The sequence below is a fragment of the Streptomyces albidus (ex Kaewkla and Franco 2022) genome (assembly GCF_013870515.1).
In the GTDB taxonomy this organism is placed as follows: Bacteria; Actinomycetota; Actinomycetes; order Streptomycetales; family Streptomycetaceae; genus Streptomyces; species Streptomyces albidus.
Genome location: NZ_JACBXA010000145.1, coordinates 1 through 15,041, shown reverse-complemented (window position 1 = coordinate 15,041; position 15,041 = coordinate 1). Strand labels below are relative to the sequence as shown.

The window sequence follows — 15,041 nt, the reverse complement described above, 5'->3', positions numbered from 1 at the left end:
AGTCACGGTGGTGGCCGTGACGGGACCGTGGGACTCCGGCCAGCGTACGGCCGAGCAGTCGTGGGCCGCCGCCCGGGAAGGGCGAAGTGGCGCGAACCACACCGGCGATGGCCCCGGCGGCGAACCCGTACGAGAGGCGCCCCAGGTCCTGGCCGCTCTCAACTCGGGTGCCGGTACGGGCGGTGGCGACAAGTCCAAGCCCTCTCACGGACCGGGCGTCGACGGCGTGCCCCCGCCCAGCGCCTCCGCGCTCGCCGACACCCTCGAACCCCTGCTCAAGGACAGCGACTTGGGCAAGCTGCGTGCCGTGTCCGTGGTCGACGCCGCATCCGGCAGCAAGCTCTACTCCGTCAAGTCGCACAAGGCGACGACCCCCGCCTCGACCGTGAAACTGGCCACGGCCGCCGCCGCGCTCTCCGCACGCGGTGCGGACCACCGGATCGAGACGCGCGCCGTCCGCGACGGGGCCGACAAGGTGGTGCTGGTAGGCGGTGGTGATCCGACGCTCACGGCCGGCGCCCTCGACGATCTCGCCCGGGACACCGCCCGTACGCTGCGGAAAAAGGACACCCGGAAGGTCTCCGTCCGCTACGACACCTCCCTCTACAGCGGTCCCGCGCGCCACTCCATCGGCACCAACGACAACCTGGCCCCCGTGAGCCCCCTGATGGTCGACGAGGCCCGCCTCGAAGGCACCGGTGGGAAGGGCGTCCTGCACGGCCCGGCCCCCCGCGCCGCCGATCCCGCCCCCGACGCCGCCGAGGACTTCGCCGACGCGCTGGGCGAGCACGGCGTGGACGTCAAGGGCAAGCCGAAGAAGGCCGGAGCGCCCGGCAAGGCGAAGGAGCTGGCAGTCCACAGGTCGGCGCCGATGTCCGCGCTCGTGGAGCGCATGCTGACCTACAGCGACAACGACATCGCCGAGGCCCTAGCCCGCCAGACGGCACTCGCCTCGGGCGAGCCCGCCAGCTTCAAGGGCGCCGGCAAGGCCGTGAGGCAGAGCCTGGACAAGCTCGGCCTGCCTCTGAAGGGCGCGCACTTCGCCGACGGCAGCGGCCTGGACCGCGCCGACAAGGTCTCACCCGCCCTGCTGACGCGGCTGCTGGTACGTGCGGCGGACCCGGGCCACGCCGGCCTGCGGCCGGTGCTGACGGGCCTGCCGGTCGCCCATTTCACGGGCACCCTCGGCAGCAGGTACGGCGACGAGAAGGGCAGGCCCGGAGCCGGCCTCGTACGCGCGAAGACGGGAACGCTGACCGGCGTGAACACCCTGGCGGGCTCCGTCGTGGACGCGGACGGCCGCCTGCTCGTCTTCGCCTTCATGGCGTCCGGTACGACCGACGGGAAGGCCGCGCAGGAGTCCCTGGACCGGATGGCCTCGGCCCTCGCCAACTGCGGCTGCCGGGATTCGCCGTCCGCCGGATGAGCCACCGCACGCCTCGGCGTACGCGTCCCGCCGCGACGATGCAGCCTCCCGCGGGGCGGCGACGCCACGTACCGTGAAGTCATGACGAGCCTCGGTGGTGTGGAGATGGTCGACTGGAATCTCGCGGTCTCGACCGCGACCCGGCTCGTACGGCCGGGCCCGGAAGTGACCCGTGAGGACGCGCGGGCCGTCGTGGCCGAGCTGCGGCGTCACGCGAAGGCGTCCGAGGAGCACGTCCGCGGATTCACACGCATGCAGCCCGAACGTCCCGCCGAATCGGACACCCCGGTCCTGGTGGTCGACCGTCCGGGATGGGTCCGCGCCAACGTGGCCGGATTCAAGGAACTGCTCTCGCCGCTGCTCGGCAAGATGCAGGAGCGACGTGCGAGCGGCCCCGGAGGCGCGGTGCTCGGCGCGGTCGGCGGCAAGGTGACCGGCGTCGAGGTCGGCATGCTGCTGTCGTTCCTGGCCTCCCGCGTGCTCGGGCAGTACGAGACGTTCGCTCCGGCGACGCGCGAGCTGCCCGGCGGCGCCGACGGCGGCGGCCGCCTGCTGCTCGTGGCACCGAACATCGTGCACGTCGAGCGCGAACTGGAGGTCGAGCCGCACGACTTCAGGCTGTGGGTGTGCCTGCACGAGGAGACGCACCGTACGCAGTTCGCCGCGGTGCCCTGGCTGCGCGACCACATCCGGGGAGAGATCCAGTCCTTCCTCGGCGAGACCGAGATGGACCCGTCGATGCTGCTGGAGCGCCTGCGCGAGGCGGCGCAGTCCATGACGGGCAACCGCTCCGGCACGGACACCGCGGAGAAGAACGAGAGCGACCGCGGCAGCATCGTCGAACTCGTCCAGACGCCGGCGCAGCGCGAGATCCTCGGCCGCCTCACAGCGGTGATGTCCCTGCTGGAGGGCCATGCGGACTACGTGATGGACGGAGTCGGCCCCGAGGTCGTGCCGAGCGTCGCGGAGATCCGGGAGAAGTTCCAGAAGCGCCGGGCGAGCGGGGCCGGAAAGCTGGACCAGGCCCTGCGCAAGCTGCTGGGCCTCGACGCGAAGCTGCGGCAGTACCGCGAGGGCGAGCGGTTCGTACGGGCCGTCGTGGAAGACCTGGGCATGGACGGCTTCAACCGCGTCTGGACGTCTCCCAACACGCTGCCGACCAAGGCGGAGATCGGGGACCCCGCCGGCTGGATCGCACGGATGCGTTCCTGACCTGCGGACGGGCCGTGGCGCGGGCGCTCGCGGGCGACCGCCACGGCCGCCGCCCGCATCGCTCCCGCACTTGGGGGAATGCGTCGGTGCAGCGGGCGGAGAGTGCCCGCGCGGGAGACTGCGGCGGTCGGGGCGGGAGACAACGCTTACTCCTCCGGAGTTCCGGGCATCCCGGGAAGCCTCGCTAATCACTCGTCCGAGGGACCGAGAATGACGAGTCCGCGTGCGATGCTCTGGGAACCCCTCCATCTCTGTCACCATCGACGCACTCAGCGTGACAAGACTTCTTCAAGGAAGTGAATCGGACATGGGTCCCCATCCCGCGGTCGCTGCAATACGTCTGGCGGTTCGCCGCGCACTCCACGACGTCCTCAGTGAACAAGCCGGCGGGCCCGGCGAGCCCCCGCTCGTCCTAGTGGCCTGTTCCGGCGGCGCCGACTCCATGGCGCTCGCCTCCGCTCTCGCCTTCGAGGCCCCGCGCCTCGGGCTCCGCGCGGGGGGCGTCACGGTCGACCACGGCCTGCAGTCCGGCTCAGCGGACCGCGCGCAGGAGGTCGTCGAACGCCTCACCGCCCTTCGTCTCCACCCCGTCGAATCCATCGCCGTCACCATCGGCCGCACGGACACCGGCCCCGAAGCCGCCGCGCGCGACGCGCGCTACGCCGCCCTCGACGAAGCGGCTGAACGCACCGGTGCGAAAGCCGTCCTGCTCGGACACACCCGTGACGACCAGGCCGAAACCGTTCTGCTCGCCCTCGCCCGCGGATCAGGCACCCGCTCGCTCTCCGGCATGGCCGAAGTCACAGGGCCCGGCGGCCGCTACCGGCGGCCGTTCCTCGCCATCGACCGCCAGGCCACCCGCAGAGCCTGCCTGGCACAGTCCATCCCCGTCTGGGACGACCCCCACAACGACGACCCCGCCTACACCCGTTCCCGCGTGCGTCACGAGGCCCTGCCCATGCTGGAGAAGGCTCTGGGCAAGGGCGTGATCGAGGCGCTCGCACGTACCGCACGTCTCTCCCGCGACGACGCCGACGCGCTCGACAGCTGGGCCGCTCAGGCCGAACGAGCCGTACGCACGGACCAGCCCGGCACCGACGGATGGGACTGCGTGGAGCTGGACACCGCCCGGCTCTACGCGCTGCCGCCCGCCGTCCGGCGCCGCATCCTGCGCCGTGCGGCCATAGACGCAGGATCGCCGGCGGGCTCGCTCTTCGCCCGTCACCTGGAGGAAGTGGACCGCCTGATCACCGCCTGGCGCGGCCAGCGGGCCATCAACCTCCCCGGGCGTGTCGAGGCCGGAAGGCAGGGTGGCAGACTGGTCATCCGGCATGGCTCACCGACCCCGCCGACACCGTCCAGCTGAACGTCCCTCTCCCGGGCTGCCGCTGGCCGGCGGCAGCGTGGGCCGAACCTCGACCGAGAGCGGCACGGGTGGACGAGAAAGACATGGGAGCCGACCTGAAGTCGGTGCTCATCACCAAGGAAGAGATCGACGCGAAGCTGGCCGAGCTGGCAGCGAAGATCGACACGGAGTACGCGGGGAAGGATGTGCTTCTCGTCGGTGTCCTCAAGGGCGCCGTGATGGTGATGGCCGACCTGGCGCGCGCCGTGTCGACGCCGGTCACCATGGACTGGATGGCGGTGTCCTCCTACGGCGCCGGTACGCAGTCCTCCGGTGTTGTCCGGATCCTCAAGGACCTGGACACGGACATCAAGGGGAAGCACGTCCTGATCGTCGAGGACATCATCGACTCCGGGCTGACGCTGTCGTGGCTGCTGTCCAACCTCGGCTCGCGCGAGCCCGCCACGCTCAACGTCTGCACGCTTCTTCGCAAGCCGGACGCCGCCAAGGTGGCGATCGACGTGAAGTGGGTCGGCTTCGACATCCCCAACGAGTTCGTCGTCGGATACGGGCTGGACTACGCGGAGAGCTACCGCAACCTCCCGTTCGTCGGCACGCTCGCACCGCACGTCTACGGCGGCTGAGCGCGCGGGACGCAGCGGGAACCATGGGGGCCCGCGCTCCGTTGGAGGAGCCAGGACGGTCTTGTTGACCGTCCTCGGCGGCACCCTGAGACAATGCTGAGGTACCGTCCGAAGGTCAGCCTTTTCAACTCACTGTGGCAGGAGGGACGGGGCGCTTGCGCTCCGTATGGATGGACGTGAAGCGATACTTCCGCGGGCCGGTCATGTGGATCGTGCTGGCCGTCCTCGCCGTAGTCGTGTTGATGCAGGTCGTCGGCTCGTCCGGCGGCTACAAGACGGTGGACACGGGGCAGGTCGTCCAGGCGATCGACCAGGACAAGGTGAAGTCCGCCGAGCTCACGACCGGCGATGAGCAGATCGTGAAGCTCGAGCTCAAGGACGGCGCCAAGGTCGAAGACAGCGACAAGATCAAGGCGAGCTACATCGACAACCAGGGTGTCGACCTCGCCAAGAAGCTCCAGAGCAAGTTCGAGCAGAAGGAAATCACCAAGGGCTACACGGTGGCGCCGCAGCAGCAGAACCCGTTCGTCGGGATGCTGCTGTCGTTCCTGCCGTTCGTGCTCATCATCGTCGTCTTCCTGTTCCTGATGAATCAGATGCAGGGCGGCGGCTCCCGGGTGATGAACTTCGGCAAGTCGAAGGCCAAGCTGATCACCAAGGACACCCCGAAGACGACGTTCTCGGACGTCGCGGGGGCGGACGAGGCCTGCGAGGAGCTCCAGGAGATCAAGGAGTTCCTGCAGGAGCCCGCCAAGTTCCAGGCGGTCGGAGCCAAGATCCCCAAGGGCGTGCTGCTGTACGGGCCGCCCGGCACCGGTAAGACGCTGCTGGCCCGCGCCGTCGCGGGTGAGGCGGGCGTGCCGTTCTACTCGATCTCCGGTTCCGACTTCGTCGAGATGTTCGTCGGTGTGGGTGCCTCCCGCGTCCGTGACCTGTTCGAGCAGGCGAAGGCGAACGCTCCGGCGATCGTCTTCGTCGACGAGATCGACGCAGTCGGCCGCCACCGCGGCGCCGGCATGGGCGGCGGTCACGACGAGCGCGAGCAGACTCTGAACCAGCTGCTGGTCGAGATGGACGGGTTCGACGTCAAGGGCGGGGTCATCCTGATCGCGGCCACCAACCGTCCGGACATCCTGGACCCGGCGCTGCTGCGCCCCGGCCGCTTCGACCGGCAGATCGCCGTCGACCGTCCGGACATGCTGGGCAGGCACGAGATCCTCAAGGTCCACCAGAAGGGCAAGCCGATGGCGCCCGACGTGGACCTGGGTGCCGTCGCCCGCCGCACGCCCGGATTCACCGGTGCCGACCTCAGCAACGTGCTGAACGAGGCCGCGCTGCTCACCGCGCGCGGTGACCACAAGCTGATCGACAACCGGTATCTGGACGAGGCGATCGACCGTGTCGTGGCCGGACCGCAGAAGCGGACCCGGATCATGAGCGACAAGGAGAAGAAGATCACCGCGTATCACGAGGGCGGACATGCCCTGGTGGCGGCGGCTTCACCGAACTCCGACCCCGTTCACAAGATCACGATCCTCTCCAGAGGCCGTGCCCTCGGCTACACGATGGTGCTGCCCGACGAGGACAAGTACTCGACCACGCGCAACGAGATGCTCGACCAGCTCGCGTACATGCTGGGCGGGCGCGCCGCCGAGGAACTGGTCTTCCACGACCCGACGACGGGCGCCGCGAACGACATCGAGAAGGCCACCGCGACGGCCCGTGCCATGGTCACGCAGTACGGCATGACCGAGCGGCTGGGTGCGATCAAGTTCGGCTCCGACCAGTCCGAGCCCTTCCTGGGCAAGGAGATGGGTCACCAGCGCGACTACTCCGAGGAGGTCGCCGGGCTGGTGGACGAGGAGGTCAAGAGCCTCATCGAGACGGCGCACAACGAAGCCTGGGAAATCCTGGTGGAGAACCGCGACGTCCTCGACAACCTGGTCCTCTCCCTCCTGGAGAAGGAGACGCTCGGCAAGGAGGAGATCGCCGAGGTCTTCGCCCCGGTCGTCAAGCGTCCCAACCGGCCCGCGTGGACGGGCTCCTCCAGGCGTACGCCGTCGACGCGTCCTCCGGTCACGTCACCGGCCCTGTCCGGCTCGAACGGTGCGACCCCGAGCCTCGACAAGAGCGGTGGCAAGGAGATCGGCCCGCGTGACTCGGACGCCATCGTGGAGCCGGTCGATCCGTCGGAGAACTGAACCAGTCACTGTGTGACGGCCCACAAAGGGCCCGTGGAATGTCTGCCGCGCCCCTCGGGTTATCCGACCTGAGGGGCGCGGCTGATTGCTATGCAGGTACAGGAACGAGGGCTCTGATGATCGACCCGGTGATGCTCGGCGCAGAGGGCGACGGCCCGATAGGCACGTTCGACGAGAAGCGCGCGGAGGACGCCGTGCGCGAGCTGCTGCTCGCCGTCGGCGAGGACCCCGAGCGCGAGGGCCTGCGCGAGACCCCCTCCAGGGTCGCCCGGGCCTACAAGGAGCTGTTCGCCGGTCTGCATCAGCGTCCTGAGGACGTGCTGACGACGACGTTCGACCTGGGACACGACGAGATGGTCCTGGTGAAGGACATCGAGGTGTTCAGCACGTGTGAGCATCACCTGGTCCCTTTCCACGGCGTCGCCCACGTCGGCTACATCCCGTCCGTGGAGGGCAAGATCACCGGGCTCTCGAAGCTGGCGCGGCTGGTGGACGTCTATGCCCGCCGGCCCCAGGTCCAGGAGCGGCTGACCACGCAGATCGCCGAATCGCTGATGCGCATACTGGAGCCGCGCGGCGTGATCGTCGTCCTGGAGTGCGAGCACATGTGCATGTCCATGCGGGGGATCCGCAAGCCCGGAGCGAAGACCGTCACGTCAGCCGTACGGGGTCAGCTGCGGGACGCGGCCACCCGCTCCGAGGCCATGAGCCTCATCCTGCGCTGAGGGCGAGCGCTCAAGCGGCGGCGGCAGCCGAGGGGTTGTCGTCATCGTCGTCGTCCGGGAGGCGGCAGACCTTCTCCAGGAAGACGGCTGTCGCCACCACTGCGAGCCCCGCCAGGACCGAGAGCCCGGCGTAGATCGCCTGGTCGTCCCGCGCGGGTGCCTCCGAGCTGTCGATGAGGAGGAACACGCCCACTCCTCCGTAGACGCCGGCGACGAACGACGCCACCAGAGCGCTGGCGTGGCCGAAGAGGACGGCTCTGGCAGCCATCATCGGGTCCACGCCCTTGGCGCCCGGCTCACGCTGCCGCTGCGCCTTGAGCCGTGAGCGCAGCGAGAGGGCGGTGGCCAGCAGCACTGTGGCGATGATGGCCAGCACGACGGGCGCCGCGACGGGAACGCCGGGGAGAGTTCCCAGCGAGTTCCACAGCCGTGCGACTGCCCAGGAGAGGACCCCGGCGACGACGAAGACGCCCGCCAGTACGGGGATACGCAGTTGCTTCACGGGGTTCCCAACGACTACTCGGGCAGGCTGAGTTCCAGATCGGCGCGCGGGGCCACACCCTCGTGTCCCAGCCCGGTCAGGAGTTCGGCGACGGCGCCGTGACCCGGAACCTCGGCCGCCGGATCCACGTCGTGCCACGGCACGAGGACGAAGGCCCGCTCGTGCACCCGGGGATGAGGCAACGTCAGGCGGGGGTCGTCGGAGATCACGCCCTGGTAGGCGACGATGTCGACGTCGATGGTCCGCGGCCCCCAGTGCTCGTCCCGGACTCGCTCCAGCGCCTCCTCGATCGCGTGGCCGCGCTCCAGCAGAGAGCTCGGGGGCAGCGTCGTACGCACGAGGACGACGGCGTTGAAGTACGAGGACTGGCTGCCGGGGTCCACGCCCCAGGGCTCGGTCTCGTAGACGGGTGAGACGGCCTTCACCTTGAGCCCGGGCGTGTCGGCGAGCGCGTCGACGGCACTCTGAAGCCGTTCCAGACGGTTGCCGATGTTGCTGCCGAGAGCGATGACCGCGTGCTGCGGGTTGTGAAGGGTGGTGTCCGCGGCATCCACCTGGTGCACGACGGAGGCGGGCACCGGCTGTACGGTCGGGTCACTGTTTGGCGTCATGCGCGACTCCGCTTGATAGTGATGGTCACGTCGTCGAAGGGGACGGTGATCGGCGCGTCCGGCTTGTGCACGATCACCTCTGCTTCCTGTACGGGCGTGTGTGCGAGGCAGACGTCGGCGATCCGCTGGGCGAGGGTCTCGATCAGGTCGACCGGATCTCCCTCGACGATCGCCACGATCTCCTCCGCGAGAACCCCGTAGTGCACGGTCTTGGTCAGGTCGTCGCCGTCTGCTGCGGGCCGGGTGTCCAGGCCGAGCTCCACGTCGACGACGAAGATCTGACCCTCCTCCCGTTCCCGCTGGAACACTCCGTGATGCCCTCGGACCCGAAGGCCGCGCAGCGAGACACGGTCCACGCGTATCACTCCCGTCCTCGGTCCTGTTCGTGGAGGCGCTGAGCGCCGTTTCGGCATCGAATCTACCCGCGAGTCGCAAGAGTGCGGACCCGGGGCGGGTGCCTACCCGACAGCGCGTGGGGCCACTCCACCATTCCTGGCAGGCTGCTGCGAAAGAGTGGTACCGGCCACATACGGGGTGACGCGAATGCACCGGTCAGAGTTGTACGTCGCCGTCGTCGAGGCCCTCGTCGAACCCGCCGTCCTCGTCCTCTTCGCGCTCGACGAGGACCGGCGACCCGTGGTGGGACCAGACCTTCCAACTGCCGTCCTCCACGCGCCGGAAGACGTTGGTGGCGACGACGAGCCCGCCCACGAGTGGGCCGGCGGAGCCGTCGTCCTCGGCGGGGCCGCCGCTGAGGATGTTCTCCGTACAGCTGACCAGGGCGGTGTCGCCGTGCACGGAGACGTCGACGTCGGTGAGGAAGAACTGCACGTAGTCGGTGTTGGCCATGATCAGGGCGTAGGAGCGGAGCACCTCCTCGCGGCCGGTCAGGGTCGGCCAGCCCGGGTGGACGACGCTGATGCCGTCTTCCATCCACAGGCCTGTGAGCGCGTCCAGGTCGGCGTGCTCCACCGCGTCGTACAGGGCGGTGTTGGCGGCTTCGACCGCCTCGATGTCGGTGTCCGCGCCGTTGCTCACCGTCGTTCCCCCGCGATCCCGTTGCCCTCGGCGCCCGGGTCGCCGGCGGATGCGCCGGTACCCGCGTGCGCGGCGCTCTCCACGGCGTGCACGACGCGTACCGCGTCCGCGCTGGCCCGTACCTCGTGCACGCGTACCGCCCATGCGCCCTCGCGGGCTGCCAGGGCCGTGACGGCGGCCGTGGCCGCGTCCCGTTCACGTGCGGGTGGCACCGGCGAACCGTCCGGATCGGCGAGCACCCGGCCCAGGAACCGCTTGCGGGAGGCGGCCACCAGCAGGGGATGACCCAACTCCTCGCGCAGCCGCGCGAGTTCGGCGACGAGGCACAGATCGTGGTACGCCTTCTTGGCGAAGCCCAGGCCCGGGTCGGCGATGATCCGTTCCGGCGCGATGCCGCCCGCGACGGCACGGTCGAGGCTGGAGCGCAGCTCGGTGACGACCTCGGTGGTCACGTCCTCGTAGACCGCGCGGTTGTTCATGTCGATGGACTGGCCGCGCCAGTGCATGACCACGAAGGGGACCCCGGCGGAGGCGACAGCGGGCACCATGCGGGGGTCTGCCAGACCGCCGCTGACGTCGTTGACCATCACCGCGCCGGCCTCGAGCGCCTGCTCGGCGACGGTCGCCCGCATGGTGTCCACGCTGACGAGCACGCCCTCGGAGGCCAGGCTGCGCACGACGGGCAGTACGCGGCGCAGCTCCTCGTCCTCCTCGACGCGGGAGGCGCCGGGCCGCGTGGACTCCCCGCCGACGTCGATCAGATCGGCACCCTCGGAGACCAGATCGAGGCCGCGCTTGACCGCGACCTCGATGTCGAACCACTTGCCGCCGTCGGAGAAGGAGTCCGGCGTGACGTTGACCACCCCCATCACGGCACAGCGGTTCCACTGGGGGAGTCCGGAGACGTGGCCACGCGAAGGGTTCATGTGTCCAGCGTAGGCCGATCACCCTCCGCGGGGTGGAGCGGTGGCACGACGGGGAGTCCGGCCGCACGCCACGACTGGAAGCCGCCGTCGAGGTCCGTGGCCCGGTGCAGACCGAGTTCGCGGAGCGAGCGGGCGGCGAGGCTGGAGGCGTATCCCTCGTTGCACACGACGACGACCGGCAGGTCGAAGCCGCTCGCCTCGGGCGAGCGGTGCGGACACGTCGGATCCAGCCGCCATTCCAGCTCGTTGCGCTCGACGACCAGGGCGCCGGGGATGGTGCCGTCGGCATCCCGCAGGGCGGCGTAGCGGATGTCCACCAGCAGCGCCCCTTCCTTCTGGGCACGGCCTGCGGCTTCGGCGGTGAGCCGGTCGAGGCCGCTGCGGACCTCCTCCAGAAGCGAGTCGACCCGGCTCGTGCCGTGCGGCTCCGATGTGCCCGTCATTCCCACTCTCCGGGGCGCTCGACCTGCTCCAGACGGAGCGTCGCGCCCGTACGGCTGTACCGGCGCATGAGCGGGAGGGGCGGGTAGTAGGCGTGTACGGAGACGGCGTGGCGGTCCTGGGTCTCGTTCAGCACCTGGTGCACGTGGTGGGGGCCGAAGGCGCGGCCGCGCCCTGCGGACAGCAGGCGTTCGCGGTCCACGCCGTCCGCCAGTTCGAGGGTCTTCCACCCCTCGGTGGGCAGCCGGGCCGCGAGGGACTGCTCGGTGAGTTCGCCGTCAGCGGTCGCGAACGCACCGTGGGAGCCGCCGTGGTCGTGCCAGCCCGTGCCGGTGCCGGGAGGCCAGCTGATGATCCAGGCCTCACTGCCGCCCGGGCCGTTGAGCCGGAGCCACGAGCGGCCTTCCGGGTCGAGGGGGAGGGAGGCGATGAGTTCGCTGTCGGCTGCCGTCCTGCGCACGAAGTCGAGGAGCTCGGCCTCGCTGGGAGCTGCGGACGGGGTCGCTGCGGCTGCCGTGGGCTCCGGGGCGGCGGTCGCCGCTGCGGGCACAGGTGACACGGGTGATGTGGGGGATGCAGATGACACGGAGAACCGTCCTGGCTGATTGATCGGAGGACACACGCTCACGAAAGGCGTGCGTATCGGTCGGATTCGGTCAGCAGGACGGACGACACAGGCAACCCACGTAGCGGAGCAGGTCCAGGTGGACCCTCCGCCATGGGTGCAACTCGGTGCCGTTCATGCGGTGGAGTGAAGCACGAGACCATGCGGTGGTCAACTTCCGTACCGGCGCCCGGAGGTGGCCGGCAGCGAGCATGCGCGCGCCTGAGCGCGCGCGGCCCTCAGGCGTCCGCGACGGTCTCCAGCTCCACTTCGTCCCTGCTCACGGCCCGTTCGTCCGCGTCGATCGAGCGGCGCAGGGCCTCGTGCAGACGGCTCGGTGTCAGCACGCCGACGAAGCGGTCGGCTTCGTCCAGCACCGCGATCCAGCCGGCGTCGTGCTGGAGCATGCTGCTGAACGCCTGCTTGAGAGGTGCGCCGAGAGGCAGCCAGGCCTCCATGCGGCGCGCATGGTCGGCCACGGTCACGGGCGAGCTCGTCGCGTCCTCGGCGGCCGGGGATCCGAGGGCGTCGGCGGAGAGCCAGCCGTGCAGCTCGTCCGCGTCGTCCAGGACCACGGCCCAGCGCGAGCTCTCACTGCGCATGCGCGCGCGGGCCTTGTCGAGCGGGTCGTCGAGGTGGACGACGGGCGGCTGTTCGAGGTCGCCGCGCTCGATCGGCGTGACGGAGAGCCGCTTGAGGCCCCGGTCGGCGCCCACGAAGTCGGCGACGTACGGGGTGGCCGGGGCGCCCAGCACCTTCGCCGGGGGGTCGAACTGCTCGATGCGGCCGTCGCCGTAGACCGCGATGCGGTCCCCGAGGCGTACGGCTTCCTCGATGTCGTGCGTGACGAAGAGCACCGTCTTGTGCAGCGTGGACTGAAGCTTCAGGAACTCGGTCTGCAGGTGTTCGCGGACGACCGGGTCGACGGCGCCGAACGGCTCGTCCATGAGCAGCACGGGCGGGTCGGCGGCGAGCGCACGCGCGACACCCACGCGCTGGCGCTGTCCGCCGGAGAGCTGGTCCGGGTAGCGGTCGCCGAAGCGGGACGGGTCGAGGCCGACGAGGTCGAGCAGTTCGGCCGCGCGTTCGCGGCGCCGGGCCTTGGACCAGCCGAGGAGGTAGGGGACGGTCGCGGTGTTGTCCAGCACCGTCTTGTGCGGGAAGAGGCCGACCTGCTGGATGACGTATCCGATGCGGCGGCGCAGCTCGACCGGGTCGACGGAGGAGATGTCCTCGCCGTCGAGAAGGATCCGCCCGGACGTCGGTTCGATGAGCCTGTTGACCATCTTCATCGTCGTCGTCTTGCCGCAGCCGGACGGCCCGACGAGGGTGACGAGCTCGCCCTCGGCGACCTCCAGCGACAGCTCGTGCACGGCCGTGGTGCCGTCCGGGTAGCGCTTTGTGACGTTTTCGAAGCGGATCATCGTCTCATTCTCATCGCTCGGCTCGGTTCGCATTCGACTTTGTGCGAATTCTTCCGGGGCCCGGATTAAGGGTGTGTTGCAGGAGTGTGGCAGTTCGGATCGATTGTCGGTAGCGGACTGTAAGGTCTCCCGGCATGCTTACGGCGCACAGATACGGCCGGATATCGCCGGGCGCCTCGGGGCCTTCCCGGGCCCGGAGGGTTTCGGGGAAGAGTGGGACGGGGTGAGCGGGTGCTGAGCGGACTGGGCGGCTTCAACGGCGCCGACAGTGCGGTCGCCATGGCCGGTGCGGCCGGAGAAGCCGGGAAGGCCGCGGGGAACTGCCTCGCTGCGAACGAATGGATCTGCGCCGAGTACGTGCGCTCGCGCAGTTCGGAGCTGGCCGACGCCACCGTCGAGCACGTCTGGATCACCGTCGTCTCCGTGCTGCTCGCGCTGCTCGTCGCCTTCCCGCTCGCGCTCGCGGCCCGCCGCTGGAAGCGCGCGTACGGCCCGGTGCTGGGGCTGACCACGGTGCTCTACACGGTCCCGTCGCTGGCCATGTACGCGCTGCTGCTGCCGGTGTTCGGGGTCAACGCCGCCGTGGTGGTGACAGGGCTGGTGCTCTACTCGCTCACCGTGCTCGTACGGAACATCCTGGCGGGCCTCGAGTCGGTCCCCGAAGAGGCACGAGAAGCCGCGCGCGGCATGGGGTACGGGCCGGGCAGGCTGCTCTTCGGAGTCGAACTGCCCCTGGCGCTGCCCGCGTTGATGGCCGGTGTGCGGATCGCGACGGTCTCCGCGGTGGCGCTGACGACGGTCGGTGCGATCGTCGGATTCGGCGGCCTCGGCAACCTCATCTACGACGGCATGGACAGCTTCTTCAGGCCTCAGGTGCTGACCGCCTCCGTGATCTGCGTGCTGATGGCGGTGGCTGCCGATGTGTTGCTGCTCGGGCTCCAGCGCCTGCTCACGCCCTGGGCCCGGGTCCGTGGGCGGGCCCGGCGCAGCCAGGGCGGCGCGGAGCAGGCGGATCCCGCAGACGACGCGCGTACGGCCCTGCAGCCGGCCGGCAAGGGGGCGTGACGATGAGCTTCTTCCTCGACGCGTGGACGTGGCTGACCACCGGCTCCAACTGGGCCGGCAGCGAGGGCGCGACGCACAGGCTCGCCGAGCACCTCTATCTGACCGTGGTCTGCCTCGGCTTCGCCTGCCTCATCGCGCTTCCCGTCGCGCTGTGGCTCGGACACGTCGGGCGCGGCGGAGCGCTCGCGGTGAACATCTCCAACGCCGGGCGCGCGGTGCCCACCTTCGCGGTGCTGGTGCTGCTGACGCTCAGCCCGCTCGGCAAGCACGGTGAATGGCCGACCGTCATCGCCCTGGTGCTCTTCGCGCTGCCGCCGCTGCTGACCAACGCCTATGTGGGGATGCGGGAGGCCGACCGCGACGTGGTCGAGGCGGCACGCGGAATGGGCATGTCCGGGTGGCAGTTGCTGGGCCGGGTCGAGATCCCGCTCGCGTTCCCGCTGATCATGACCGGCGTGAGGTCCGCAGCCGTGCAGGTCGTGGCGACCGCCACCCTCGCCGCGCTCCCCGGGGGCGGAGGCCTGGGCCGGATCATCACCGCGGGCTTCGGCACCTACGACACGCCTCAGGTGGTGGCCGGTGCGGCGCTCGTCGCGGCGCTCGCCCTGCTCGTGGAGGGCGTGCTGGTGACGGCGGAGAAGCTGCTGGACCCGATGCGCCGACGTCGCCGCAGCGACAAGTCACATTCACGATCGACGCCCAAGGGCATTGACGAAAAGGTGATTCCCGCGCAGACGACGGCCTGACGACGACTTTCGTGACCTGGGGTTTCGACGCCTCGGGTGAACCCGCACCTGACATCTCACCCCCGCACACTTCACGAACGGTGGACTCCATGAACAAGGCATCACACCCCGAGCACACGTCCGGGTCCGCG

16 protein-coding genes are annotated in these 15,041 nt (G+C 70.0%); 8 read left to right on the top strand and 8 right to left on the bottom strand.

Going from position 1 to position 15,041, the window contains the following annotated elements; translation table 11 throughout:
* The 6 genes from dacB to folE all read left to right on the top strand — a co-directional run.
* A partial coding sequence (dacB, locus tag H5J26_RS20000) for a D-alanyl-D-alanine carboxypeptidase/D-alanyl-D-alanine-endopeptidase (protein ID WP_181767284.1) occupies positions 1-1,426 on the top strand: 1,426 nt, incomplete at its 5' end.
* Positions 1,427-1,507: 81 nt separating this feature from the next.
* Positions 1,508-2,638 carry a zinc-dependent metalloprotease gene (locus H5J26_RS19995; protein ID WP_181767283.1) on the top strand — a complete coding sequence of 377 codons (1,131 nt, stop codon included), beginning with the start codon at positions 1,508-1,510 and terminating at the stop codon, positions 2,636-2,638.
* A gap of 307 nt (positions 2,639-2,945) precedes the next feature.
* On the top strand, positions 2,946-4,004 hold the full coding sequence (gene tilS / locus H5J26_RS19990; RefSeq protein WP_181767282.1) for a tRNA lysidine(34) synthetase TilS: 1,059 nt from the start codon (positions 2,946-2,948) through the stop codon (positions 4,002-4,004).
* Between the two features lie 83 nt (positions 4,005-4,087).
* Positions 4,088-4,627, top strand: coding sequence for a hypoxanthine phosphoribosyltransferase (hpt, locus tag H5J26_RS19985; RefSeq protein WP_181767281.1), 540 nt, complete (start codon positions 4,088-4,090; stop codon positions 4,625-4,627).
* A 170-nt stretch (positions 4,628-4,797) separates the two neighbouring features.
* Complete coding sequence (gene ftsH, locus H5J26_RS19980; protein ID WP_181767280.1) at positions 4,798-6,828, top strand: ATP-dependent zinc metalloprotease FtsH; 2,031 nt, start codon at positions 4,798-4,800, stop codon at positions 6,826-6,828.
* 116 nt (positions 6,829-6,944) lie between these two features.
* Positions 6,945-7,553, top strand: a complete 609-nt coding sequence (folE, locus tag H5J26_RS19975; RefSeq protein ID WP_181767279.1) for a GTP cyclohydrolase I FolE — start codon at positions 6,945-6,947, stop codon at positions 7,551-7,553.
* Positions 7,554-7,563: 10 nt separating this feature from the next.
* On the opposite strand, the gene H5J26_RS19970 is transcribed toward folE, so the two are convergent.
* The 8 genes from H5J26_RS19970 to H5J26_RS19935 all read right to left on the bottom strand — a co-directional run bounded on the left by H5J26_RS19970 (position 7,564) and on the right by H5J26_RS19935 (position 13,099).
* Positions 7,564-8,055, bottom strand: a complete 492-nt coding sequence (locus H5J26_RS19970) for a DUF3180 domain-containing protein (RefSeq protein ID WP_181767278.1) — start codon at positions 8,053-8,055, stop codon at positions 7,564-7,566.
* A 14-nt stretch (positions 8,056-8,069) separates the two neighbouring features.
* On the bottom strand, positions 8,070-8,666 hold the full coding sequence (folK, locus tag H5J26_RS19965) for a 2-amino-4-hydroxy-6-hydroxymethyldihydropteridine diphosphokinase (RefSeq protein WP_181767277.1): 597 nt from the start codon (positions 8,664-8,666) through the stop codon (positions 8,070-8,072).
* Complete coding sequence (gene folB / locus H5J26_RS19960; RefSeq protein ID WP_309237988.1) at positions 8,663-9,022, bottom strand: dihydroneopterin aldolase; 360 nt, start codon at positions 9,020-9,022, stop codon at positions 8,663-8,665. Before folB ends, folK begins: the two co-directional genes overlap by 4 nt.
* 196 nt (positions 9,023-9,218) lie before the next feature.
* Positions 9,219-9,704, bottom strand: coding sequence for a nuclear transport factor 2 family protein (locus H5J26_RS19955; protein WP_181767275.1), 486 nt, complete (start codon positions 9,702-9,704; stop codon positions 9,219-9,221).
* The gene (gene folP, locus H5J26_RS19950) at positions 9,701-10,630 is read right to left on the bottom strand and encodes a dihydropteroate synthase (RefSeq protein WP_181767274.1); all 930 of its coding nucleotides are present in this window, start codon (positions 10,628-10,630) and stop codon (positions 9,701-9,703) included. Before folP ends, H5J26_RS19955 begins: the two co-directional genes overlap by 4 nt.
* On the bottom strand, positions 10,627-11,073 hold the full coding sequence (locus H5J26_RS19945) for a rhodanese-like domain-containing protein (protein WP_181767273.1): 447 nt from the start codon (positions 11,071-11,073) through the stop codon (positions 10,627-10,629). Before H5J26_RS19945 ends, folP begins: the two co-directional genes overlap by 4 nt.
* Positions 11,070-11,621: a cysteine dioxygenase gene (locus H5J26_RS19940; protein ID WP_181767286.1), complete on the bottom strand. Its 552-nt coding sequence runs from the start codon at positions 11,619-11,621 to the stop codon at positions 11,070-11,072. Before H5J26_RS19940 ends, H5J26_RS19945 begins: the two co-directional genes overlap by 4 nt.
* A gap of 293 nt (positions 11,622-11,914) precedes the next feature.
* Complete coding sequence (locus tag H5J26_RS19935) at positions 11,915-13,099, bottom strand: ABC transporter ATP-binding protein (RefSeq protein WP_181767272.1); 1,185 nt, start codon at positions 13,097-13,099, stop codon at positions 11,915-11,917.
* A 279-nt stretch (positions 13,100-13,378) separates the two neighbouring features.
* On the opposite strand from H5J26_RS19935, the gene H5J26_RS19930 reads away from it, so the two are divergent.
* Both H5J26_RS19930 and H5J26_RS19925 read left to right on the top strand, forming a co-directional pair.
* The gene (locus H5J26_RS19930; RefSeq protein WP_181767285.1) at positions 13,379-14,164 is read left to right on the top strand and encodes an ABC transporter permease; all 786 of its coding nucleotides are present in this window, start codon (positions 13,379-13,381) and stop codon (positions 14,162-14,164) included.
* Positions 14,165-14,166: 2 nt separating this feature from the next.
* Entirely contained in the window at positions 14,167-14,910 is a 744-nt protein-coding gene (locus H5J26_RS19925; protein WP_181767271.1) for an ABC transporter permease, read from the top strand.
* Positions 14,911-15,041 lie beyond the last annotated feature (131 nt).